Origin of the sequence: Sinosporangium siamense (genome assembly GCF_016863435.1) — a bacterium.
Classification (GTDB): Bacteria; Actinomycetota; Actinomycetes; order Streptosporangiales; family Streptosporangiaceae; genus Sinosporangium; species Sinosporangium siamense.
The window spans coordinates 292,263-312,771 of sequence record NZ_BOOW01000020.1 but is presented as its reverse complement, the minus strand read 5'-3'; the positions used below and the strand labels follow the sequence as shown (position 1 = coordinate 312,771).

General features: G+C 68.7%; 22 protein-coding genes. 14 read left to right on the top strand and 8 right to left on the bottom strand.

Annotation, left to right across the window (positions count from 1 at the left end; translation table 11 throughout):
- Positions 1 to 136 precede the first annotated feature (136 nt).
- A complete protein-coding gene (locus Ssi02_RS16750) occupies positions 137 to 490 on the bottom strand; it encodes a DoxX family protein (RefSeq protein WP_204026456.1) in 354 nt (117 codons plus the stop codon).
- A 116-nt stretch (positions 491 to 606) separates the two neighbouring features.
- A complete protein-coding gene (locus Ssi02_RS16745) occupies positions 607 to 1,572 on the bottom strand; it encodes a pirin family protein (protein ID WP_204026455.1) in 966 nt (321 codons plus the stop codon).
- Positions 1,573 to 1,708: 136 nt separating this feature from the next.
- Between Ssi02_RS16745 and Ssi02_RS16740 the strand changes: the two genes are divergently transcribed.
- Entirely contained in the window at positions 1,709 to 2,797 is a 1,089-nt protein-coding gene (locus Ssi02_RS16740) for a hypothetical protein (RefSeq protein ID WP_239128971.1), read from the top strand.
- A gap of 224 nt (positions 2,798 to 3,021) precedes the next feature.
- Here the strand turns inward: Ssi02_RS16740 and Ssi02_RS16735 are convergent, their stop codons facing one another.
- From Ssi02_RS16735 to mca, 3 genes are all read right to left on the bottom strand, one after another.
- Entirely contained in the window at positions 3,022 to 3,339 is a 318-nt protein-coding gene (locus tag Ssi02_RS16735; RefSeq protein ID WP_204026453.1) for a GNAT family N-acetyltransferase, read from the bottom strand.
- Positions 3,340 to 3,446: 107 nt separating this feature from the next.
- Positions 3,447 to 3,659, bottom strand: a complete 213-nt coding sequence (locus tag Ssi02_RS16730) for a hypothetical protein (protein ID WP_204026452.1) — start codon at positions 3,657 to 3,659, stop codon at positions 3,447 to 3,449.
- 56 nt (positions 3,660 to 3,715) lie between these two features.
- On the bottom strand, positions 3,716 to 4,600 hold the full coding sequence (mca, locus tag Ssi02_RS16725; RefSeq protein WP_204026450.1) for a mycothiol conjugate amidase Mca: 885 nt from the start codon (positions 4,598 to 4,600) through the stop codon (positions 3,716 to 3,718).
- Between the two features lie 130 nt (positions 4,601 to 4,730).
- Between mca and Ssi02_RS16720 the strand changes: the two genes are divergently transcribed.
- The 13 genes from Ssi02_RS16720 to phoH2 all read left to right on the top strand — a co-directional run bounded on the left by Ssi02_RS16720 (position 4,731) and on the right by phoH2 (position 17,624).
- On the top strand, positions 4,731 to 5,159 hold the full coding sequence (locus Ssi02_RS16720; RefSeq protein WP_204026447.1) for a DUF4307 domain-containing protein: 429 nt from the start codon (positions 4,731 to 4,733) through the stop codon (positions 5,157 to 5,159).
- A 101-nt stretch (positions 5,160 to 5,260) separates the two neighbouring features.
- Entirely contained in the window at positions 5,261 to 5,761 is a 501-nt protein-coding gene (gene greA, locus Ssi02_RS16715) for a transcription elongation factor GreA (RefSeq protein WP_204026445.1), read from the top strand.
- Between the two features lie 294 nt (positions 5,762 to 6,055).
- Positions 6,056 to 7,450, top strand: coding sequence for a C40 family peptidase (locus tag Ssi02_RS16710; protein WP_204026443.1), 1,395 nt, complete (start codon positions 6,056 to 6,058; stop codon positions 7,448 to 7,450).
- Positions 7,451 to 8,177: 727 nt separating this feature from the next.
- Entirely contained in the window at positions 8,178 to 9,962 is a 1,785-nt protein-coding gene (locus Ssi02_RS16705) for a phosphoenolpyruvate carboxykinase (GTP) (protein ID WP_204026658.1), read from the top strand.
- 185 nt (positions 9,963 to 10,147) lie between these two features.
- Complete coding sequence (locus tag Ssi02_RS16700; protein ID WP_204026442.1) at positions 10,148 to 11,233, top strand: TIGR04222 domain-containing membrane protein; 1,086 nt, start codon at positions 10,148 to 10,150, stop codon at positions 11,231 to 11,233.
- Positions 11,234 to 11,497: 264 nt separating this feature from the next.
- Positions 11,498 to 12,307 (top strand): MbnB/TglH/ChrH family RiPP precursor modification enzyme, encoded by an 810-nt coding sequence (locus tag Ssi02_RS16695; protein WP_239128970.1) that lies wholly within the window; start codon positions 11,498 to 11,500, stop codon positions 12,305 to 12,307.
- Entirely contained in the window at positions 12,297 to 12,485 is a 189-nt protein-coding gene (locus tag Ssi02_RS16690) for a hypothetical protein (protein ID WP_204026441.1), read from the top strand. The genes Ssi02_RS16695 and Ssi02_RS16690 overlap by 11 nt, the downstream gene beginning before the upstream one ends.
- Positions 12,486 to 12,495: 10 nt before the next feature.
- A complete protein-coding gene (locus tag Ssi02_RS16685) occupies positions 12,496 to 12,645 on the top strand; it encodes a hypothetical protein (protein WP_204026440.1) in 150 nt (49 codons plus the stop codon).
- Between the two features lie 34 nt (positions 12,646 to 12,679).
- Complete coding sequence (locus tag Ssi02_RS16680) at positions 12,680 to 12,838, top strand: hypothetical protein (RefSeq protein ID WP_204026439.1); 159 nt, start codon at positions 12,680 to 12,682, stop codon at positions 12,836 to 12,838.
- Positions 12,839 to 12,843: 5 nt separating this feature from the next.
- Positions 12,844 to 13,308 (top strand): SCO6045 C-terminal-like domain-containing protein, encoded by a 465-nt coding sequence (locus tag Ssi02_RS16675; protein WP_204026438.1) that lies wholly within the window; start codon positions 12,844 to 12,846, stop codon positions 13,306 to 13,308.
- A 1,296-nt stretch (positions 13,309 to 14,604) separates the two neighbouring features.
- Positions 14,605 to 15,111: a hypothetical protein gene (locus Ssi02_RS16670; RefSeq protein ID WP_204026437.1), complete on the top strand. Its 507-nt coding sequence runs from the start codon at positions 14,605 to 14,607 to the stop codon at positions 15,109 to 15,111.
- Between the two features lie 56 nt (positions 15,112 to 15,167).
- The gene (locus Ssi02_RS16665; RefSeq protein WP_204026435.1) at positions 15,168 to 15,929 is read left to right on the top strand and encodes an isoprenyl transferase; all 762 of its coding nucleotides are present in this window, start codon (positions 15,168 to 15,170) and stop codon (positions 15,927 to 15,929) included.
- A 426-nt stretch (positions 15,930 to 16,355) separates the two neighbouring features.
- Positions 16,356 to 17,624: an RNA 5'-3' helicase PhoH2 gene (gene phoH2 / locus Ssi02_RS16660; RefSeq protein WP_204026656.1), complete on the top strand. Its 1,269-nt coding sequence runs from the start codon at positions 16,356 to 16,358 to the stop codon at positions 17,622 to 17,624.
- 50 nt (positions 17,625 to 17,674) lie between these two features.
- Here the strand turns inward: phoH2 and Ssi02_RS16655 are convergent, their stop codons facing one another.
- The 3 genes from Ssi02_RS16655 to Ssi02_RS16645 are packed head-to-tail and all read right to left on the bottom strand — an operon-like array spanning position 17,675 to position 20,393.
- Positions 17,675 to 18,313, bottom strand: a complete 639-nt coding sequence (locus Ssi02_RS16655) for a hypothetical protein (RefSeq protein WP_204026434.1) — start codon at positions 18,311 to 18,313, stop codon at positions 17,675 to 17,677.
- Positions 18,310 to 19,722, bottom strand: coding sequence for an ATP-binding protein (locus Ssi02_RS16650; protein WP_239128969.1), 1,413 nt, complete (start codon positions 19,720 to 19,722; stop codon positions 18,310 to 18,312). Before Ssi02_RS16650 ends, Ssi02_RS16655 begins: the two co-directional genes overlap by 4 nt.
- Entirely contained in the window at positions 19,719 to 20,393 is a 675-nt protein-coding gene (locus Ssi02_RS16645) for a response regulator (RefSeq protein ID WP_204026433.1), read from the bottom strand. The genes Ssi02_RS16650 and Ssi02_RS16645 overlap by 4 nt, the downstream gene beginning before the upstream one ends.
- Positions 20,394 to 20,509 lie beyond the last annotated feature (116 nt).

The window sequence follows — 20,509 nt, the reverse complement described above, 5'->3', positions numbered from 1 at the left end:
CGCGTCGGGGCCGGCGCGGGGTGAGCGCCGCCAAATCATCCTGACGTGCCCAAACGGGCCAAATCAGCCCGGTGCCCGCAACCGACCAGTGCCCCCAAACTAACCTGGCACGCCGGAAACCGGTGGCCAGGCCGGTTTAGAGGGTGAGGGCGCGCAGGATGAGTGCCGCGAGCGCGAGGACCAAGAGCGGCACCGGGCGGGCCGTCTGGCTCGCCGGGTCGCCCGCGCGGACGTGGGTGACGATGGCCCCGATCATGACGATGATCAGCCCGATCGGGGCGAGGATGCCGAGGATGCCGATCCAGATGCCGGCGAGTGTGCCGAGGCCGCCGAGGACCTCCAGGGTGCCGGTGATGCGGGTGAAGCCGGGGGACACGCCGAGGCGGCCGAGCTCTTTGACGATGGCCGGGTTACCTATGGCCTTGGGGAGCCCGGCCAGGACGAAACCCAGGGCTACGAGGATGGACACGACAACCAGCGCGATGAACATGGGGACCCCTCGCATGGGGAGCAAGCGCGACGGCGCGCACGGCACCGCCCGCGGACAGAAAGCTTAACTCGCTGAACTATAGTCCGAGTGAAGTAGTTCTGCCCAGCGGGTATGCCCTAACGGCTGCGCCCCCGGGGTTTGAGCGGGGTGGGCGGCAGCGGAGGCGCGTTGAGACGCGGTCCGGCATAGCCGTGCACGGTGCCGAAGAGTTCGCCTTCCGCCCATTCGCGGCGGGCCTCGGCGATTTCCTGGCCGGTGCGCCCGACGAAGTTCCACCACATGACGATCTCCTCGTCGAAGGGTTCGCCGCCGAGCAGCATCAGCCGGCTGCCCGCCGCTGAGCGGATGCGCAGTTCGCGGCGGCCGGTGCCGAGGTAGAGCAGCGACCCGGGCGAGACCGGCACTCCGTCGATCTCGGCTTCGCCGTACACGCTGAGCACGGCGTGTTCGAAGTCGCGCTCCACCGGCAGGGACAGGTCGGCCTCGGGGGAGAGCAGCAGGTCGGCTCCGACCAGCGGTGTGTAGGCGGTGCCGGGAGAGGTGGCCCCGGCGAGTTCGCCCATGATGACGGTGGCGGTGAGCCGCCGTTCCCGGAGCACCGGCAGGTTCCCGTGGTGTTCGAAGGCGGGGGAGACGTGGCGGTGGGCGTCCGGCAGGGCGACCCAGAGCTGCGCGCCGTGCAGGAGGTCTGGGTGGTCGGCGGGGGACTCCTCCGAGTGCGCGATGGCGCGTCCGGCGGTCATGAGGCCGAGTTCGCCCGGCCGTAGCGTCTGCAGGCTGCCCAGGCTGTCCCGATGCAGCACCTCGCCGTCGAGCAGCCAGCTCACGGTCTGCAGGCCGATGTGCGGGTGGGGCGGCACCTGCATGCCGGGTTCGCCGACGATGTCGTCCGGCCCGTAGTGGTCGATGAAGCACCAGGCGCCGACCATGCGGCGGCCCAGTGTCGGCAGGAGCCTGCGCACCTTCGTGCTTTCGCCGAGAAGCACCTCACGCCCGGGGAAGAGTTCGTGCACGGGGTGGGCGGCGGTGTCGCGGTGGCCGCCGCAGACGGTGACGTCCGGGTGGATGTCCAGATTGCTCATGCATCACAACATAACGACGGCCCGTAAACCGGTGGATGCGGGAGGCGGGGGCGGGGGCGTAGGCTCAATGCTCGTGGATCCGCACGACGTCTCAGCTTGCGCCGGTCGGCCTGTCGCCTCTCTGACCAGGAGAGACGTGATCAGGGCCCTGCTTTCTGTGCCCTCGGGGGCGGCGCTCGTCGCTCTCCCCGGACTGCGCCGCGGCATGCTGGCCGAGGGCAATCCGCTCAGCGCGGTGTTCTGGGAGACCGCGCAGTCGACCCTGCTGTCCATCGAGGCGGGCACCGCCACCATCGGCGACGTGCACCGGTGGCTTGAGTCCAGCGGCACCGAGCCGATCCTGCTGACGCGCGACTACTTCGTCTGGCCGGAGGAGGACGAGCGCGGCCCCCAGGCGGTCGAGCTGCACGCGATGCTCGTCGCACATCTGGAGGAGCTGGTCGCCGAGGGCGAGATCGACCCGGACGCGCTGGCGTCGGGCGACCGGGCCGCCCGGGACGCCTACGAAACCGTGCAGGCGCAGTGGCTCAACACCCCGCTGCCCGACGGCCGGGTGCCGAGCATCGTGATCGGCGACGAACAGGACGAGGAGCTGTTCGCGGCCTGGGACGAGGAGGAGGCGTTCGCCCTCAGCGAGTTGCGGCGCATCGTCGCAGAGGCGCCTGTGCAGCCGCGGGAGCCCTCTCCCGCCGAGCTGGCGGAGGTGTGCGGCGAGTTGCGGCGTCTGCTGGTCGATCCGGTCTATCCCGGCAACGTGCTCAAGGCGTGCGCGGGGTTCCAGGGCGACGAGTTTCCGCGCGACGATCTCGAACTATGGCTGACGGTGGTGGCGGGCATCGCCGGGCCGATCTCCGACCTCGCCGCGGACGACCTGACGGAGCGGTTCGCCGATCTCGACGCCGGGCTCAGCCTGGAGGACTCCACGCTCGCGGCCCTCTGCGCGATCCACCACGCCGACTGGCTCGCGGTCGTGGCGGCGCTGGTGCGCCGCGGCCCTGGCGTGCTGGCGTCGCCGGAGCGGGTTGCACGGCTGATCGCCGAGTCCGAGGACATCGACGTCGAGATGGACGATCCTGACGACCTTGAGGCGATCGAGACGCTGTTCGCCTCGGTGGTGCCGCTGTGGGAGCGCCTCGGGGTGGTCGACCGCGCCGAGATCCTCACTCCGCTGGGCTGGTGGGGCCTGCCGAAGGCGCTGGAGAAGGCCTGGGCGCCGGCCGATTGAGACGTATACGGCACGAGCCCACGGGACCTGTGCCGCGCACGGACGGCCTTGGCGGGGCGAAGTCAACCGGGCTCGCGCAGGAAGGGGCTGGCCGCGGACATCCCGGCTCATGCCGTACGGCGCAGCCAGGGGTGTCCGAGCAAATGAGGTGGATGAGGCCGTCCCGGCTAATGCCGTGCGGCGCGGCCAGAAGATGGCTCATGCCGTACGGCGCGGCCAGAAGGTTAGCTGTCTGAGCGGACGGTGTGGAGGTAGGACTCGTCCACCAACTCCACGAACTCCGGGTGGCGACGGATATATGCGGAAATGAATGGGCAAGCAGGCACCACCGTCAACCCCGCGTCCCGGCTCGCCTCCAGTGCCGCCTGGGCGAGGCGACCGCCGAGCCCCCGTCCCTCGAACTCCGCGCGCACCTCGGTGTGCGGAAAGACGATCTTGTCCCGGCGCAGGCGGTAGTCCGCGAAGCCGGCGAGGGTGTCATCGACGTACACCTCATAACGGGACGCCTCGGGGTTATCGGCAACCCGGATGTTCTCCCCCATCACATGCCTCCCTTAAAGCCGATCCAGCACCGACCCTATGTCAGACAGGGCAGCCGCCGACGCACTCCCCCTGCGGCAAGGGGAGGGGGAAGAAGGAGAACGACCCCTCAGGAGGTGCCGTTCTCCTTCGGCTTCTTGAAGTCGACCCTCTTCTTTTGGTCGGCCTTCTTGAAGTCGGCCTCGAAGGGCACCTCGATCTTCGCGATGTGCCTGTTCATCGACTTGAGAAGCAGGAACAACGCGAGCCCGATCGCGGCGATGACCAGGAATCCGAGGATGCCCGGGCTCACGGCCGAGGTGATGGCGCTGGAAGGGTTCACACCTCCAGTCTGCCACCTGACATGCGTGCTCCCACCGGCGGAGTCTTCGCCCGCTGTCAATGGCAGGCCTGCGAGACCTCCTCGGCGTGAATGCCGGCGAACAGGTCGTCCTCGGGCAGCGCGCTCGGGACGAGGGAACGGGCGAGGTGGTAGTCCTCGGTGGGCCAGACCTCACGCTGGAGGTCGATGGGGCAGGTGAACCAGAAGCCGTCGGGGTCGACCTGTGTGGCGTGGGCGATCAGCGCCTGGTCGCGCAACTCGTAGTATTCGCCGCAGGGCACCTTGGTGGTGACGGGCCACTTCTCGGGGCGGTCCTCCCACCTGCTGATCCAGTCGGCGTAGGGGGAGCCGATGCCGCGGGTGGTCATGGCGTCGTGCAGCGCCTCGAACTTCTGCTTGCTGAACCCCATCTGGTAGTAGAGCTTCAGCGGCTGCCACGGGTCGCCGGTGCCGGGATAGCGGTCGGGGTCGCCTGCGGCCTCGAAGGCCTCCACGGAGACGCGGTTGGTCATGATGTGGTCGGGGTGCGGATAGCCCCCGTCGTCGTCATAGGTCAAGATCACGTGGGGCCGGAACTCCCGCACGGCGGCCACCAGGGGCGCGGCGGCGATCTCCAGAGGCTGAAGGGCGAAGCAGCCCTCGGGAAGCGGCTCCTCCTCGCTGTCCGGCAGGCCCGAGTCGACGAAACCGAGAAAGCGCTGCTCCACCCCGAGGATCTCGCGGGCACGCTCCATTTCAAGCCGTCTGACCTCGGCGATGTTCTCGAGGATCTCGGGGCGGTCCATCTTCGGGTTGAGGATCGATCCCCGCTCGCCGCCGGTGAGGGTGCACACGAGCACGTCCACACCTTCCGCGACGTAACGCGCCATGGTCGCGGCACCCTTGCTGGACTCGTCATCGGGATGGGCGTGCACGGCCATCAGCCTGAACGATGCGGACACGGGCTCGAAGTCTCCTCTTGGGGTCTTTCACTCTGCCGCCGGGTAGTTTGCTTGGGCAGAAGCGAGGGCGGGCCCCCCGCAGGGGACAATTGTTTCGGATAACACCGAGGAAGTGCAGGGAGATTCCTTCATGGTCACCAGAGACGCCGAGAACGGCTACCAGACCGTCCCTGTTCTCGGCACTCCTGACGATCTCCCGGACAGACCCGCACGGCGTGGGCGATTCATCGTGCATGCCGTGATTGGGGTGCTCGTCGCGGTGTTCGCGGGTGGCTGGGGATACGTGATGCTGGCCGCGAAGGGCAACCCTGAGGTCATCGATCAGACGATCACTTTCGACACGAGTAGAGCCGACTCTGCCGGGATAACATTCGAAGTAGTCAAGCCGTCCGATCGTGGTGCCGTCTGCCGGATCCGGGCCGATGACGTCAACCATGTGGAGGTGGGCAGTCGCGAGGTCACTATCCCCGCCGGAGGGGGATATGCCCGGCTTTCGGAGCGGCTGGCGACAAGCGCCCAGGCCACGTCGGTCAGCGTTCACTACTGCTATCTCATATAGTGAGATATTTGGGGAAGCGTTCGAGCGTCTGACTTGTTAGCCTGTCGAGATTCGAACGTCCGCAACCAAGCTCAAGCCCCCAGAGGAAGCAAGGAGAACCCGTGGCCGAGTCCCACGACGAGAACGTCACCTGGCTTACGCAGGAGGCGTACGACCGCCTGAAGGCGGAGTTGGAATACCTCTCGGGCCCCGGGCGCGTCGACATCGCGAGGAAGATCGAAGCCGCTCGTGAGGAGGGCGACCTTCGCGAGAACGGCGGCTATCACGCGGCGAAGGAAGAGCAGGGCAAGATGGAGGGCCGCATCCTCCAACTGCGCCACCTTCTGGACAGCGCGCGAGTCGGGGAGGCGCCGCGCACCGAGGGTGTGGTCGGGCCGGGCATGACCGTCACGATCCGCTTCGACGGCGACGAGGACGAGGTGACCTTCCTGCTCGCCTCCCGCGAGGAGAGCGGCGCACCCATCGACGTCTACTCACCGAGGTCGCCCCTCGGCTCCGCGATCAACGGCAAGAAGATCGGTGAGAAGGCCACCTACACCATGCCGAACGGACGGCAGAACACCGTGGAGATCTTGGAAGCGGTGCCTTACGTCGGCAACTAGCCATGTCTGAGCCATGACGCGACCCGCGCATCGGGGCCAAACCGAGTGAGCCGAGCGACGATCCGCACGGCCGACCAGCGGGCCGCCTGAGTGGGGCCGAGATGTTCAGTTGACCCATCGGGGGCGGGGCGCCCCCCGGTGGGTCATCGCGTTTTAGGGGCCGATCCCTTCTCTTGGCTGATCGTTCGGCCAAAAGTCAGACGATGACGGCCGACGTCAGCGATGCTGGGAAAAATGGCCATTGCCTCCCTGCTGATCTTCAGGTAGAGCTTTTGGGGGCGGGGTTCGCGCGACATGAGAAGGGGTGGTGCCGTGCTCGACCAGCGGGCGCGTGTTCCACCTCAGCCACCTCCGCATCCCCCCTCCCCCCCGCGCGGTGGCCTCACCCGCGCGCTCGCCGAGGCCAGACGCGACCTCGCCTACCGTCCGAGGCTCTGGCCGTACGGCGCGGGCCCGGTTGTCGTGCGGCGCGTCATGGGCGTCGTCGGCGCGGCGGTGGCGGGCACGCTGGTCGTCGGTCTGATGGCCCTGGCGGACATGTCGGCGGCCGAGCCGGAGCCGAGTGCGGCGGGCACCGGCCTGATGCGCATGCCGGCCGAGCGGCGCGGCGGTGAGCCCGCGTCGGGCACGGCGTCGGGCGCCGACGGCTTCGTCGCCGGCACCGGTCCGGTCAGGCCCGTGGTCGAGCAGGTCGCGCCGCTGAAGGGCTTACGCAAGCCTCACCTGTTCGTGGTGGCCCGCAAGAGCATCGACCAGAGCACGGCGGACCGGGTCGCGCGGGTCAAAGGGGTGCGCGCGGTCGAGCTCGCCGACGCCGCCTCGGTGACGATGGACGGCAAGAAGGTGCAGACGCTCGGTGTCTCCCCGTCCTCCTTCCGGGCCTATACGCCGAAGAGCACGGCGAACTCCGACTCCCTCTGGGCCAACGTCGCAGCCGGTGATGTGGCGGTGTCGTTCGTGCTCGGCAACGACGGCGGGTTACGGCTCGGCGGCACCGCGAAGAGCGGGGCGCGCTCCCTGCGGATCGGTGCTTACGCCACGATGGGCCTCGGCACGATCGACGCCGTGGTGTCGCGGCAGACCGCCAGGTCCCTCGGCCTGCCCGAGAACAACGCCCTCGTGGTGAGCGCACCCTCGGTCGACTCGGCCAAACTGCGGCGCACACTGCTGCGGGTGCTGCCCAAGGGCACGCAGATCGCCTCGGTCAACCCGGTGGCGCCCAAGGTCACGGCGGGCGGCTCGGGGCAGACCGGGCAGACCGGTCAGATTCCGTGGTCGGCGGAGTCCTTCATGAGCAGCGATCAGATCCGCACGGCGCTCACCGCGGCGGCGAGCAAGCTCGGCCGGCCATACGTCTGGGGCGCGGAGGGGCCGGACACCTTCGACTGCTCGGGGCTTGTGCAGTGGGCCTACGCCCAGGCGGGCATCCGGGTGCCGCGTGTGACGCACCAGCAGTTCGTCGCGGGGCCGCACGTGCCGATGGCGCAGATACAACCGGGTGACCTGATCTTCTGGCGGCACGACCCCACCAACCCCGGCTATGTCTCCCATGTGGCCATCTACTGGGGTGACGGGAAGATGCTCCACGCGCCGCGCACCGGCGACGTCGTCAAGATCTCCCCGGTGTCCACCCGCAACCTCGCCGGGGTCGTACGGATCAGCCCCGGTGTCGCGGCCCGCGTCCGCTGACCGGGGATCCGGTACACACCGTCCGCGAACCCCTGTTCGAGAAGGGCACGGCAGGGTCGTAACCGGACGGTGATGTTCGCCACACCCTAAGTGCCGATGATCATGCGATTGGGCCACTATTGGGCGTCGTGTTCGCCGGGATCGTGGGAGCGTGCCCAGGGGGCGCCGCCCCCGGCCCGCTGTCAACTCCCGAGGGCGGTTCCGGTGATCGCCGGACGGGAGGGGCCGCGAACCGCCGCCCGGGAGGCGTGGAGACGTTCCTGCGGGCGAATTTGGAAAAAGATTCACAAGCGGCCCTGCGGCTCTGCGCCCGCCATTCCGGTGGCCGGTTCCCCGGGCTGGGCAGGGCGAACGGGCGGCGAATGGACTAAACCTCTTACCGGATTGGTTTAGACCTCTCCGAATGGTCTGAACCAATGCGTGAAATCGCTCTATTAAACATCCGGTAAGTGGGTAGGTGTTCTCTGTACCACAGCCCCTGCCTGCTCTGACATGCAGGGTTGACGGCCGCTGAAAGGCCGGTGTCCGGTCCCGGCGGGCGGGGTGTGTGCCTCATGGAATTCACCGCCTGGGAACAGAGCTGAAACGCGGACGCCCGATCGTGGAAACGGTCTGGCGAGAAGAGTTCAAGTGGTCTACGCCAATTGGATTAAGTACGGATTCTTCATTGATGATGTTCTGGCCCCTGAGAGCGTAAGGAGCCGCTGTCGTGTCCCTTTCTACTGAGATGACCGCCTCGACGTCGCACGCCGAGCTGGCCGCCTGGGTGAACGAGATCGCCGAGCTGACCCAGCCGGACCGCGTCGAGTGGTGCGACGGATCCGAGGCCGAGTGGACGCGCCTGACGAACCTGCTGGTGGAGCAGGGCACGTTCAAGCGCCTCAGCACGCGGCAGAACAGTTTCTACGCCGTCTCCGACCCCACAGACGTCGCCAGGGTTGAGGACCGCACCTACATCTGCTCCGAACGCGAGGAGGACGCGGGCCCGACGAACAACTGGATCGCCCCCGGCGAAATGCGAGCCACTTTCGGCAAGTTGTTCAAAGGCTCGATGCGGGGCCGGGTCATGTACGTTGTGCCGTTCTGCATGGGGCCGCTCGGCGGTGACATCTCCCAGCTCGGCGTGGAGATCACCGACTCTCCTTATGTCGTGGTGTCGATGCGGGTGATGACACGCATGGGCGAGCGGGCGCTGCGCCTCATCGAGAAGCGCGGCGACTACGTCAAGGCCGTGCACTCGGTCGGCGCCCCTCTCGCGCCGGGCCAGAAGGACGTGCCGTGGCCCTGCAACCAGACGAAGTACATCAGCCACTTCCCCGAGACCAGGGAGATCTGGTCCTACGGGTCGGGCTACGGCGGCAACGCGCTCCTCGGCAAGAAGTGCTACGCGCTCCGCATCGCCAGCGTCATGGCGCGCGACGAGGGCTGGCTCGCCGAGCACATGCTGATCCTCAAGCTGACCCCGCCGAAGGGTGAGCCCCGCTACGTCGCCGCAGCCTTCCCGAGCGCGTGCGGCAAGACCAACCTCGCCATGCTGCAGCCGACCATTCCCGGTTGGAAGGTCGAGACCATCGGCGACGACATCGCCTGGATGCGCTTCGGCGAGGGTGGCCGGCTCTACGCGATCAACCCCGAGGCGGGCTTCTTCGGCGTGGCGCCCGGCACCGGCGAGACCACCAACGCCAACGCGATCAGGACGCTCTGGGGCAACAGCATCTTCACCAACGTGGCCCTCACCGACGACGGCGACGTGTGGTGGGAGGGGCTCACCGACGAGAAGCCGGCGCACCTGACCGACTGGAAGGGGCGCGACTGGACCTCGGACAGCGCTGAGCCCGCGGCTCACCCGAACGCGCGCTTCACCACCCCCGCCGCCCAGTGCCCCACGATCGCGCCCGAGTGGCAGGACCCCGCGGGTGTGCCGATCTCGGCCATCCTGTTCGGCGGACGCCGGGCCACTGCCGTGCCTCTCGTGACCGAGTCGCGGAGCTGGCAGCACGGCGTGTTCCTCGGGGCCAACGTCGCCTCGGAGAAGACGGCGGCGGCCGAGGGCACGGTCGGCGAGCTGCGCCACGACCCGTTCGCGATGCTGCCCTTCTGCGGCTACAACATGGGCGACTACTTCGCCCACTGGCTCAAGATCGGCAAGATGGCCGACCCGGACAGGCTGCCGCGCATCTACTACGTCAACTGGTTCCGCAAGGGGGAGGACGGCTCCTTCCTGTGGCCGGGCTTCGGCGAGAACAGCCGGGTGCTCAAGTGGATCGTCGAGCGCCTCAACGGCGAGGCGGAGGCCGAGGCCACGCCCATCGGGTTCGTTCCCGCGGCGTCGGCCCTGGACACCGAGGGTCTCGACCTCGACAGGGCCGACCTTGAGACCCTGCTGGAGGTCGACCCCGACGTGTGGCGTCGCGAGGCGTCCCTGATCCCGGCCCATTTCCAAAAGTTCGGCAATCAGCTTCCGAATGAGCTCTGGGACGAATATCGAGACCTGGTCACCCGTCTGGGCTGAGCTGATGTCTCGGATTTGAACCCGAGCTTTCCGGGGGTGTCCGCCAACGGCGTCGGACACCCCCGTGATCTTTTATGGGCGAGATCGTCTACGAGGCTCCAAATGATGCGAGAACCCTCCCCACGGCATGGTGCTTCTGCCACCATGACGGAAAAACTCCTCCTTTGCGGAAGGGGAGGTTCGGTATGGAGTTTGGGTTACTGGTCGGCGCGGCCGCGACGGCCATCTATACAGGGACTTCAGCCAACAGGCTGACCGCTGAACACGCACGGGCACGCGAGGTGGCGGCGAGCCTCCACCGCGACGACCTGTCGACGCTGGAGCTGGCCTATCTCGCAGGAGGGCCACGCCGCGTCATCAACACCGCTCTGGCAGGTATGACGGCTGCCGAGGCCGTCCGTATCGCCAGGGGCGGGCTCGTGACCGTGGTCAGCGGCGTGTCTCAGCCCTCCGAGCCCGTCGAGCGCGACATCCTGGCAGCGCTCAACGGCGCGGGGGGCTCTATGCAGTTGGGGGCCCTGCGGCGGCAGGTGGCCAGTGGCGAGGCCCTGAGCGCCATGAGAGACCGCCTGTCGGGCAACGGCCTGGTGATCGCCACGGCGGCGCTGGGGAAGATGCGCCGGCGCGCCACGGGCCTCAAGATCGCCTCGGTCGTCTCGATCGTGTTCGCCGTGGCCTCGCTGATCGCCGAGATCACGTTCGTGCACCCCCAGTTGACGGCCACGGCCGCCGTCATCGTGGCCGCGGTCGCGGGAGTCGGCGGTTTCGCCATGTTGCGAAGACACAATCAGGCGTTGAGCGATGTCCTGAGCGGTCCCGGCCGTGAGGTGGTGATGTCCGCCAAACGTCTGCACGCCCCCGGCGTACATCACACGGCGGACGCCGACACCAAGGCCAGCGCCAAGGCCGACGCCAAGGCGGGCGACGAGGACTCCGAGGACGACGGCGACACCAAGCGTCCCAAGCGGCGCGTGCATCCGGCGGGCATAGCCGCGGCGGCGATGTTGCCCATCGCCCTCTACGGCATGAACGAGGTCGAAGACCCCGAGCTCCGCGAGCAGCTGGCCGCCCCCGACTCGGTGTCGAGCGGTGCCGTGGTCACGGGTGCCTGCGGCGGCGGCAGCGACTCCGGCGCCGACATGGGCCACTGGGGCGGCTCCGACGGGAGCGGCAGCAGCAGTGGCGGCGGTGACGGCGGCGGTGGAGACGGCGGCAGCAGCAGTAGCAGTGGCGGGTCGGGATGCGGGGGTGGTGGTTGCGGAGGAGGTTGATTCGCAACCGCGGGATCCTCGGGGCCCGCTCCGCGGATCACCCGCATGCGGGTGATCCGAGCGGCCGGAGGTGAAGCGCGTGTCTGGGGGTGTCCGCCGATTGTGGGGGACACCCCCGGCGGCTTATTGGTGGCAAGCCGCTGAAAAGCGCCGGATTTCAGGGTGCAAAACCATGTATGGCTGGTTTCAGAAAGATCAGTCACATTTGAGGGATACGGGCGTGCGTGGCGATCAGCCGCGCCGGCGAATGAGGAGAACCTGGTCGTGCCTTCGCTCGGAGTCGGCATCGGATGGCGACCGGAGATCGACCGCACGGTGGAGCGCCTGCCGGATGTGGGCTTCGTCGAGGTCATCGCCGAGAACATCGGACCGGAGCACCTGCCCGACTCATTGACCGTGCTGCGCGGCCGAGGAGTGCCTGTCGTCCCGCACGGGGTCGGCCTGAGCCTCGGAGGTGCCGAGCCCCCCGATCCCGCCCGCCTGGCCCATCTGGCGGCCTGCGCGGAGGCTCTGGGGTCGCCTCTGGTGAGCGAGCACGTGGCCTTCGTGCGCGCGGGCGACCTCTCGGCCGGCCACCTGCTTCCCGTGCCCCGCACCCGCGAGGCCCTCTCGGTCGTCGCCGACAACGTGCGGCGGGCCCAGGACGCCCTCCCCGTGCCGCTCGCCCTGGAAAACGTGGCCGCGCTGTTCGGGTGGCCGCAGGACGAGATGACCGAGGCGCAGTTCCTCGGCGAACTGGTCGAGCGCACCGGCGTGTCCCTGCTGATCGACGTGGCCAACCTCTACACCAACCAGCGCAACCTCGGACTGCCCGCCGTCGAGGCCCTCGACACGCTGCCGCTGACCGAGGTCGCCTATGTGCACGTGGCCGGCGGCCACGTGGGTGGCCACGGGCTCTGGCTCGACACGCACACCGAGTCGGTGCCCGAGGAGGTGCTGGAGATCCTCACCGAGCTTTGCTCCCGCGTGGCCCCGCCCGGCGTGCTGCTGGAGTGGGACGCCGCCTATCCCTCCGACGCCGTCCTGGCGGGAGAGCTCGACCGCGTCCGCGAGGCGGTGGCCCGTGCTTCCTGAGGTGTTCTCCACGGCGGCCGACGCCGTGCTGGGGTTCGCGCCCGACGTGGTCAGGTACATGGTTCTGAGCCTGTTCCTGGGCTTCCCCCTATTGCTTCTCGCGCACTGGTGCATGGCGCGCCTTGAGCGCCGCCCGGGCGGGGCCAGGGGACGGCACCGCCGTACGGAGGAGCTCTGAGGAGGGCCGTGTGGCCGAAGTGCTCATCTTCGCCGGGGCGCCGGTGCTGCTCTTCCTCGTCGTCGTGATCGTCGCGGCCGTCCGCGGCGAGGGCGGCGGGCGTGACGGCGAAGACGAGGGTTCCGGCGGTGACGGCGGATGCGGCGACGGCGGGGAATGAGGCCTGTACGGCACAGCCGGCGAGGAGAGTGAGCATGTGGTGGGAGATGCTCTTCCGTGTCACGGCAGGGGTCTGGCTGGCCGGATGCCTCGTCTGGGTGGTGCTCACCGTCGGCGACGGCGGCGGATGGGGAGGCGGGCGAGACTACGGGGGTGACTTCGGCGATGGCGGTGGATGCGGTGCGGATGAGTGAAGCGGATGAGTGACGGGGCGCCGATCGGCGAGCCCCCGGGTGTGGAGTCCGTCGGGCATCGTCGAGCATGGCCTGCTCCGCGCGGAGGCGAGCCCCCGCGCGCGGGGTCCCTCAAGGAGGCGCGGGCGGCGCTGGCCGCGGCGCAGGCCGAGCTGCTCGCCGCCCTGGTGGCCGGCGGCGCGGTGCCCGAGGGCTTCGACCGGACCCGCATCGAGGCCCAGACACAGAGCCTCGCGGCCAAACGCCGCCGCCTCGTGGCCAGGGTCATGCCCGAACTGGGGACTGCCCTCGGGGCTGAGTTCCCCCGCTTGTTCGCCGCCTACGCCGAGGGCAGGCCCCCACCCGGCCGCGTGCGCACCGACGCCGAACACTTCGCCGCCTGGCTCCGCGAACGCGGCCAGCTGCCCGAAGAACACGCTTCAGTCGTCCGGCAGGTGTGGTGGCGCCGCCTTTGGCGTAGGGCCTCCTGAGAACTGTACCGGGCGGCGTAGGGCCTCCTGAGAACCGTGGCCGGGCCCGCCGCGGCGCAGTGGCAGACCGCGCCGTCCGCTGTGCCGGGACATGACCCGCCAATGCCGAGGGGAGAGGGCCTCCTGAGAGCCGTGGCCGGGCCCGCCGCGGCGCAGTGGCAGACCGCGCCCTCCGCTGTGCCGGGACATGACCCGCCAATGCGGAGGGCGGAGGGCGTCATCAGATACCTCCGAGGAGACCCCCGCCTTCAGGCGGGGGAGGAATCGGACCCCTGCGCAGCAGGACAGGGGCAGGCGTTTCGCCGCCAGGCGAAACGCAGTTTCGAACACCTGTCCGCACGGTGGGCTGGGGCCTCGGCCTCGGGGAGGCCGAGGTGGGCAAGGGGTGGGCGCGGGGAGCGCGCCGTCGTGAGCGTGGCGCGCTTTCGTCCGTCCGCGCGGCGCGCGATTCGGCGAGGTGTATGCCGTGCATTTGCGGTGCGAGGGAGACGTGGGTCGCGGCGAGTGGTGGGTGTGTCCAATGGGTTGAGGTGATCCAAGGTGGTGGCGCTCATGTGCGGCGTCCACGAGGTACTAGTGGAGCTAAGCGATCTGCTGGAGAAAGTGATGGCCTGAGCTGTCGGAGGTCTCTGGAGTGGATGTGACGTCGAGCGTCGTCATCGTGGTCGTCTTACTCGTTCTCCTTGGGGTGGGCCTTCTCGCGGTCTTCCTGTCCAGGCGCCGGCGGGCGGCGCGGCCTTCCGGCGTTCAAGCGCCTCCGCCTCCGCCCCCTCCGCCCCCCAAGCCCTCGGGCACCTTGCCGCTGCACCCGCCGGCGCCGCCCAAGCGGCCTGGCGGTGGAAGTCCTCGCGGCGGGAGTACGGCGGGGCGCAGGCGGGCCCCGGCGCCGCGGTCGCGCAGGAGGCCGGGGAGTGGGGGCGGCTACATCTTCGGGAGCGGTGGAGATGGCGGTGGCGGTGACGGAGGGGGCGGTGGCGATTAGAGGAGAGCATCGCGGTCATTAGACGGGCCCTGTACAGATGGGCCCTCTGCGGACAACCGGCGGCCCCAGCCTGACGAAAACGGCTCTCTACGGGACAACCCCGGCAGGGTTCCTCCGCGGGAGGGTGCCGCGGTCGTGAGCCGGATGAGGTGGGCTGTGGGGCGCACCTGACCTGTGTGGTTTGACCATCGCGTGGAGTGCTGTCGGGTTTGGTGGTGTGTGGCAGGGATACCCCATGTGAGGTGGGGAGACTGCGTTGTGTAGATGGGTCATTTCTGACCGTGATGCCGGTGGTGTGCAAGGACAGCATGGGCATGCCGTACGAGATCACCTTGGAGTTGCGCCGGGACGGCACGCCGTACGGGGTCGTGGGGGAGCGGTGCGGGTGGTTTCTCTCCCGGTTCGCCGACGCGGTGGCCCAGGCGCGGGACGGCGGGGGTGAGGGGACCGGGCCGTGGCCGGATCCGGACGACCGTTTTCCCGAGGAGAAGGGGAACGGCGAGTTGTTCGCGTTTCGCTACATGTCGCGGTCCGGGGCGGCCCACGGGGGCGAGTTGCGGTGCCAGTTGCGCACCATTCCGGTCTGGGTCGGCGGGCACTCCGGCGGGGAACGTCGTGCGGCGGGGGAATGGCGGTTGACCAGGCGCGCGTTTGTGGAGGCGTGGGGCTCGACCGGGGTGGGGCTGCGCGCGGTGCTGACCTCGTCGGAACTCGCGGATTTCGTGAACGCACTGGTAGCCGAGGCGGAGAGTCGATTTTCCGGCTTTGTGCCCGATGAGAATGCGGCTACAGGCGCCGGGCGGTGGCGAAGGCGGCGATAATTGCCTGTCAGCGCCGCTCTTTTGGGCAGGAGAGGGCGCCGAGGGGAGGGACTCCATTGGGCGTGCGCGAGCTGGTGTACCGGTTGTATGAGCGTCGGCTGGAGGCCAAGCTCACACCGGCCATGATCCCTCGCCATGTCGCGGTGATCGTCGACGGCAATCGCCGCTGGGCGCGCTCGATGGGCATCAAGGACGTCAGCCGAGGTCACCGCAAGGGCGCCGACAAGATCAGCGAGCTGGTGGCGTGGTGCAGCGAGGCCGGGGTCGAGGTGGTCACGGTCTGGCTGCTGTCCAGCGACAACCTTGAGCGGCCCAAAGACGAGCTTGAGCCTCTCATGCGGATCATCGAGGATGTGGTCCAGGAGCTCGTCGACTCCGGCTGGAACATCAACCCCGTGGGGGCCCTTGATCTTCTGCCCGACCAGACCGCACGTGTCCTGAAATATGCCAAAGAAGCGACATCGCACCGTCCTGGCCTGATTGTGAACGTGGCAGTTGGGTATGGAGGAAGACGTGAGATCGCTGATGCGGTGCGTTCTCTGCTCCAGGAACATGCGAGCAGGGGCGCGAGCATCGAGGACCTCGTCGAGGTCCTCGATGTGGAGCACATCGCCGAGCATCTCTATACGCGTGGCCTGCCCGACCCGGATCTCGTCATCCGCACGTCGGGGGAGCAGCGACTCTCCGGATTCCTGCTCTGGCAGAGCGCCCACTCTGAGTTCTACTTCTGCGAGGCCTACTGGCCTGACTTCCGCAGAGTTGATTTTTTGCGGGCGATCCGCTCATATGGCGCGCGGCACCGGCGGTACGGCTCCTGAAGCCGAAATCCCGAAGGCTGACGCACCCGAAACACGTCCGTCCTATCCCGGCAATGGGCCGGAAACGGCACGTGAACACCCCCTTTCGGTCAGGCTTGACCTCTTGGGAATGGGGCTTACAGGACCTACCGTAGGACGTAGCCGGGCATCGACCGGCTACTCCGGAGAGGGCCCGCCTTTGCGCCACGATCTGCCAAGAGGGGCCGGGATCCGGCGCCGCCTTATGCAGGCACGGGCGTGCGCGCGGGTCCGGTCCGCTCACCACCTCATCTGGCAGGGCGCCCCTACCAGGCGCCCGGGGGAGATCGCGTGGCAGTGTCCTCGACCATCCCGTCGTCCTCAAGTGAGCAGTCGTCGCCGGTAGCCAAGCGGCCGACCGCCCGCAAGTCGTCGTCCCGGCGCCGCGCACCACAGCGGCGAACCTACGTGTTGGACACATCCGTCCTGCTCGCCGACCCGGCCTCGCTGACGAGGTTCGCCGAGCACGACGTGGTCCTGCCCATCGTCGTGATAACCGAGCTCGAGAACAAACGGCACCATCCCGAGCTCGGATACTTCGCCCGCAAGGCGCTGCGTTACCTCGATGATCTGCGTATCCGGCACGGCAGGCTGGACGGGCCCATGCCCGTCGGCGACGGCACCCTCCGGGTGGAGCTCAACCACAGTGACCCCTCGATCCTGCCCGTCGGGTTCAGGCTCGGCGACAGCGACACCCGCATCCTGACTGTGGCCCGCCACCTGGCGGCCGAGGGCTGCGACGTGGTGCTCGTGTCCAAGGACCTGCCCATGCGGGTGAAGGCCGCCTCGATCGGCCTGGCCGCCGAGGAATACCGCGCCGAACTCGTCGCGGAGTCCGGCTGGACCGGCATGGCCGAGCTCCAGGTGGCCGCCGGCGACATCGCGGCACTCTTCGAGAAGGGCACCGCCGACATCGAGGAGGCCCGCGACCTGCCCTGCCACACCGGCCTGCGGCTGCTGTCGGCCAAGGGCTCGGCGCTCGGGCGCATGCTGCCCGACAAGTCGGTGAAGCTGGTGCGCGGCGACCGCGAGGTGTTCGGCCTGCACGGCCGTTCTGCCGAGCAGCGCATCGCCCTGGACCTGCTCATGGACCCCGAGGTCGGCATCGTCTCCCTCGGCGGCAGGGCCGGCACCGGCAAGTCCGCACTCGCGCTCTGCGCCGGCCTGGAAGCGGTGCTGGAGCGCCGCCAGCACCGCAAGGTCGTGGTCTTCCGCCCGTTGTACGCCGTGGGCGGGCAGGACCTCGGCTACCTGCCGGGCTCGGAGAACGACAAGATGGGCCCCTGGGCGCAGGCGGTCTACGACACGCTCGGCGCGGTCACCACACCCGAGGTGATCGAGGAGGTCCTTGAGCGAGGCATGCTGGAGGTCCTGCCGCTCACCCACATCCGCGGCCGCTCGCTTCACGACGCCTTCGTGATCGTGGACGAGGCCCAGTCACTTGAGCGCGGCGTGCTGCTCACCGTGTTGTCCCGCATCGGCGCCAACTCGCGCGTGGTGCTCACCCACGACGTCGCCCAGCGCGACAACCTGCGGGTGGGGCGGCACGACGGCGTGGTCGCCGTGGTGGAGAAGCTCAAGGGGCATCCGCTGTTCGCCCATGTCACCCTGACCCGCTCGGAAAGGTCGCCCATCGCGGCCCTCGTCACCGAGATGCTGGAGGACGTCAGCCTCTGATCCCAGGCCTCTGACGTCGTCCGCCGTCCTTCGACTCGTCTTGGGAGCGGTCACGGGGGGAGCTCGGTGCCCGGTTGCGCCAGATCGTGGAACGCGCCGCAGATGTGCTCCCCCAGTGACCGTGATTTGCCCCTGTCCACCTGAGTGATCCGTACGACCCATATCTCGTCCCGCACGCCCCGCGCGGTGCACGTGATCTGGGCCAGCGCGGTGCGGGTCAGCGGGCGCACGCCGCCCACCGACACGTGGAGGCGGAGCCCCGAGGCCACATCCGGGTCGTTGCGCACGAACGCGCCGTATCTGCTCAGCTTGCTCTCCCGGTGGGTGAGCCCGTCCAGCGCGCTCGTCAGTTTCTCCCCGGGCGGCTGCTCACCCACCTCGAACAGGGTGGCCATGACATCCTCTATGGCGGTCGACTGCACATAGACCGGCACCGGCACCAGACGGCCGCCGCGTAACAGATAGATGGTGATGAGCCGCGGCTCGGCGACGATGACGGGCGCCACACCGCGCTCCACCGGGTCGGTCGGCTGCACGCCGCATCCGAGGAACGTTCCCAGCACCAGAAACATCGCCACAGGCGGCGCGACCCGCCGTCTGATCTCCCTCCGCCGCGCCGGCATCACGAGCTTGAGCAGGCCGGATCCGATGGTGGCACGTGACAGGCGGAACGCGGGGGAGGGGCTCATGTGCGCGGCAACCAGACTGTGAAAAGTGTGCCGGGTTTCTGGACTCTCACCGAGATCGTTCCTCCGTGGAGCTGGGCGTTGGATCTGGCGATCGGGAGGCCGAGGCCGCTTCCTACGCTCTTCGACTTAAAGAAACGGTCGAATACCCGCCCGAGCGCCTCAGGGGGGATGCCGTCGCCGTGGTCGCGCACCTTCAGCTCCAGCCCGTTGGGTGTCTCGCGCACATGCAACTCGATCGGGGGCGCGCCGTGCCGGTGGGCGTTGCCCACGAGGTTCGCCACGATCACGTCGAAGCGCCGCGGATCCAGATTGAAGGTCATCTCGGATGGCACGTCCAGCTTCACGGTGTCGGTCCATCCCCTGACCTCCAGCGAATCGAAGACGACCTCGGCGACGTTCACCGTCTCCAGGCTCAACGTGGCGGCGCCCGAGTCGAACTTGCTGGTCTCGATGAGCTGCTCGACCAGCACGCGCAGGCGCTCGACCTCGTGCACCACCAGGCGTACGGCTTCCGCCGGCGCGTCGGGCAGGCGCTCGGCCTCCTCCAGCAGCAGCTCGGTGACCGCGGTCATGGCGGTGAGCGGGGTGCGGAGTTCGTGGGAGACATCGGCCACGAAGCGGCGGGCGATGGCCTCCAGTGTGCGCAGCTCGGTGACGCTCTTCTCCAGCGCCGCCGCCGTCTCGTTGAAGGTGGCGGTCAGCTCGGCGAGCTCGTCGCGGCCCCGCACCGGCAGGCGGGTGTTGAGGTGGCCCGCGCCGAGCGCGCGGGCCGCGTCGCGGAGCCGCCGCACGGGGAGCAGGACGCGCCGCGCGGAGAACAACGCCCCGGTGAGCGCGATGAGCAGCGTGATGCCGCCGGCGGTGGCGAGGGAGCTGCGCAGCTCGTTGAGCAGGCGCTGCTCCTCCTCCAGGGAGACGAAGACGAAGACCTTCAGACCGGTGGGCTGGACCTCGCCGTCGCGTGCGGTGCGCTGCACCTGTGTGCCGATGAGCAACCATAAGTTGTCGCCGACCCGCACCCGCTGCGTGACGAGCCGCCAGGCCGCCCGGGCCCGTAACTCGTTGGGGACGTTCTCGATGGTCAGCGTGCCTGCGCCGTACACGTTGTCGGCATATTCCATGACGACCTGCCGGCCGGATCCGCCGAGGGAGGACCGCAGCTCCTCCAGGTCCTGCGCGGTCGGCGGCAGCTCGCCAGGCCAGAGCGACCCGAGCGGCACGGTGATGCGCTCGAGTACGGTGACCACACTCGTCACGGCCACGTCCTCGGTACGCTTGGTCAGGGCGTTCTTGGCCAGCTCATATCCCATGCTCGCGACCAATGCGGAGGCGGCCACCGCCACGAGCGTGAAGGTGATGACGAGGCGGACGCGCAGACCGGTGGGGAAGAGCTGCCGCAGCGTGTTCACGGGGGGCTGAACCGATAGCCGAAGCCGCGGACGGTCTGGATATAGGTTGGATTGGCGGGCACCTTCTCCAGCTTGGCGCGCACCCTTTGCACACAGGTGTCGACCAGCCGCGAGTCGCCCGCGTGTGTGTGGTCCCAGATGACGCGCAGCAGATAGCGGCGGTTGAGCACCTGGCCGGGGTGGCGCACCAGCTCAAGCAGCAGCCGCAGCTCGGTCGGGGTGAGGTGGATCTCGCGGCCGGCCAGGCTGACCTTGAGCGCTCCCCGGTCGATGACGAGGTCGCCGAAGGAGATGCGGTCGGTCGCGGTCGACTCCACCCGGCGTAGAACCGCCCTGATCCGGGCGTCGAGGACACGTGGTTCGACGGGCTTGACCACGTAGTCGTCGGCTCCGGCCTCCAGGCCGACGACGATGTCGAGGTCGTCACCGCGTGCTGTGAGAAGGATCACGGGGAGTTGATCGAGTTTCCTGATTCTCCGGCATACCTCCACGCCGTTGATCCCTGGCAACATGACGTCCAGGATCGCGATCTCGGGGCGCCGCGCCCTGACGTGGTCGAGGGCCTCCTCGCCGGTGCCGTACGCCGTCACCGAGTGGCCTTGCCTGCTCAGGGCGAGTTCAAGTGCCGTGCGAACGGAAGGGTCGTCTTCGACCAGGAGGATGCCTGCCACGCGGTCATTATTGTTCCACTCCACCACAAACCCCTACCTGTCACAGAACTGTGACGTGGCGCGAACGGAACCTGCACCTCGTATCGAGATCCTGGCGTGGGCTCACCCTTCGGTGC

Bases quoted from the DNA above. Each gene is read 5' to 3' on its own strand.
- Ssi02_RS16670 (WP_204026437.1), top strand. From the start codon at position 14,605: ATGCCGTACGAGATCACCTTGGAGTTGCGCCGGGACGGCACGCCGTAC.
- Ssi02_RS16655 (WP_204026434.1), bottom strand. From the start codon at position 18,313: ATGAGCCCCTCCCCCGCGTTCCGCCTGTCACGTGCCACCATCGGATCC.
- Ssi02_RS16735 (WP_204026453.1), bottom strand. From the start codon at position 3,339: ATGGGGGAGAACATCCGGGTTGCCGATAACCCCGAGGCGTCCCGTTAT.
- Ssi02_RS16700 (WP_204026442.1), top strand. From the start codon at position 10,148: ATGGAGTTTGGGTTACTGGTCGGCGCGGCCGCGACGGCCATCTATACA.
- Ssi02_RS16705 (WP_204026658.1), top strand. From the start codon at position 8,178: ATGACCGCCTCGACGTCGCACGCCGAGCTGGCCGCCTGGGTGAACGAG.
- Ssi02_RS16680 (WP_204026439.1), top strand. From the start codon at position 12,680: ATGTGGTGGGAGATGCTCTTCCGTGTCACGGCAGGGGTCTGGCTGGCC.
- Ssi02_RS16745 (WP_204026455.1), bottom strand. From the start codon at position 1,572: ATGAGCAATCTGGACATCCACCCGGACGTCACCGTCTGCGGCGGCCAC.
- Ssi02_RS16750 (WP_204026456.1), bottom strand. From the start codon at position 490: ATGTTCATCGCGCTGGTTGTCGTGTCCATCCTCGTAGCCCTGGGTTTC.
- Ssi02_RS16720 (WP_204026447.1), top strand. From the start codon at position 4,731: ATGGTCACCAGAGACGCCGAGAACGGCTACCAGACCGTCCCTGTTCTC.
- Ssi02_RS16710 (WP_204026443.1), top strand. From the start codon at position 6,056: ATGAGAAGGGGTGGTGCCGTGCTCGACCAGCGGGCGCGTGTTCCACCT.
- Ssi02_RS16675 (WP_204026438.1), top strand. From the start codon at position 12,844: ATGAGTGACGGGGCGCCGATCGGCGAGCCCCCGGGTGTGGAGTCCGTC.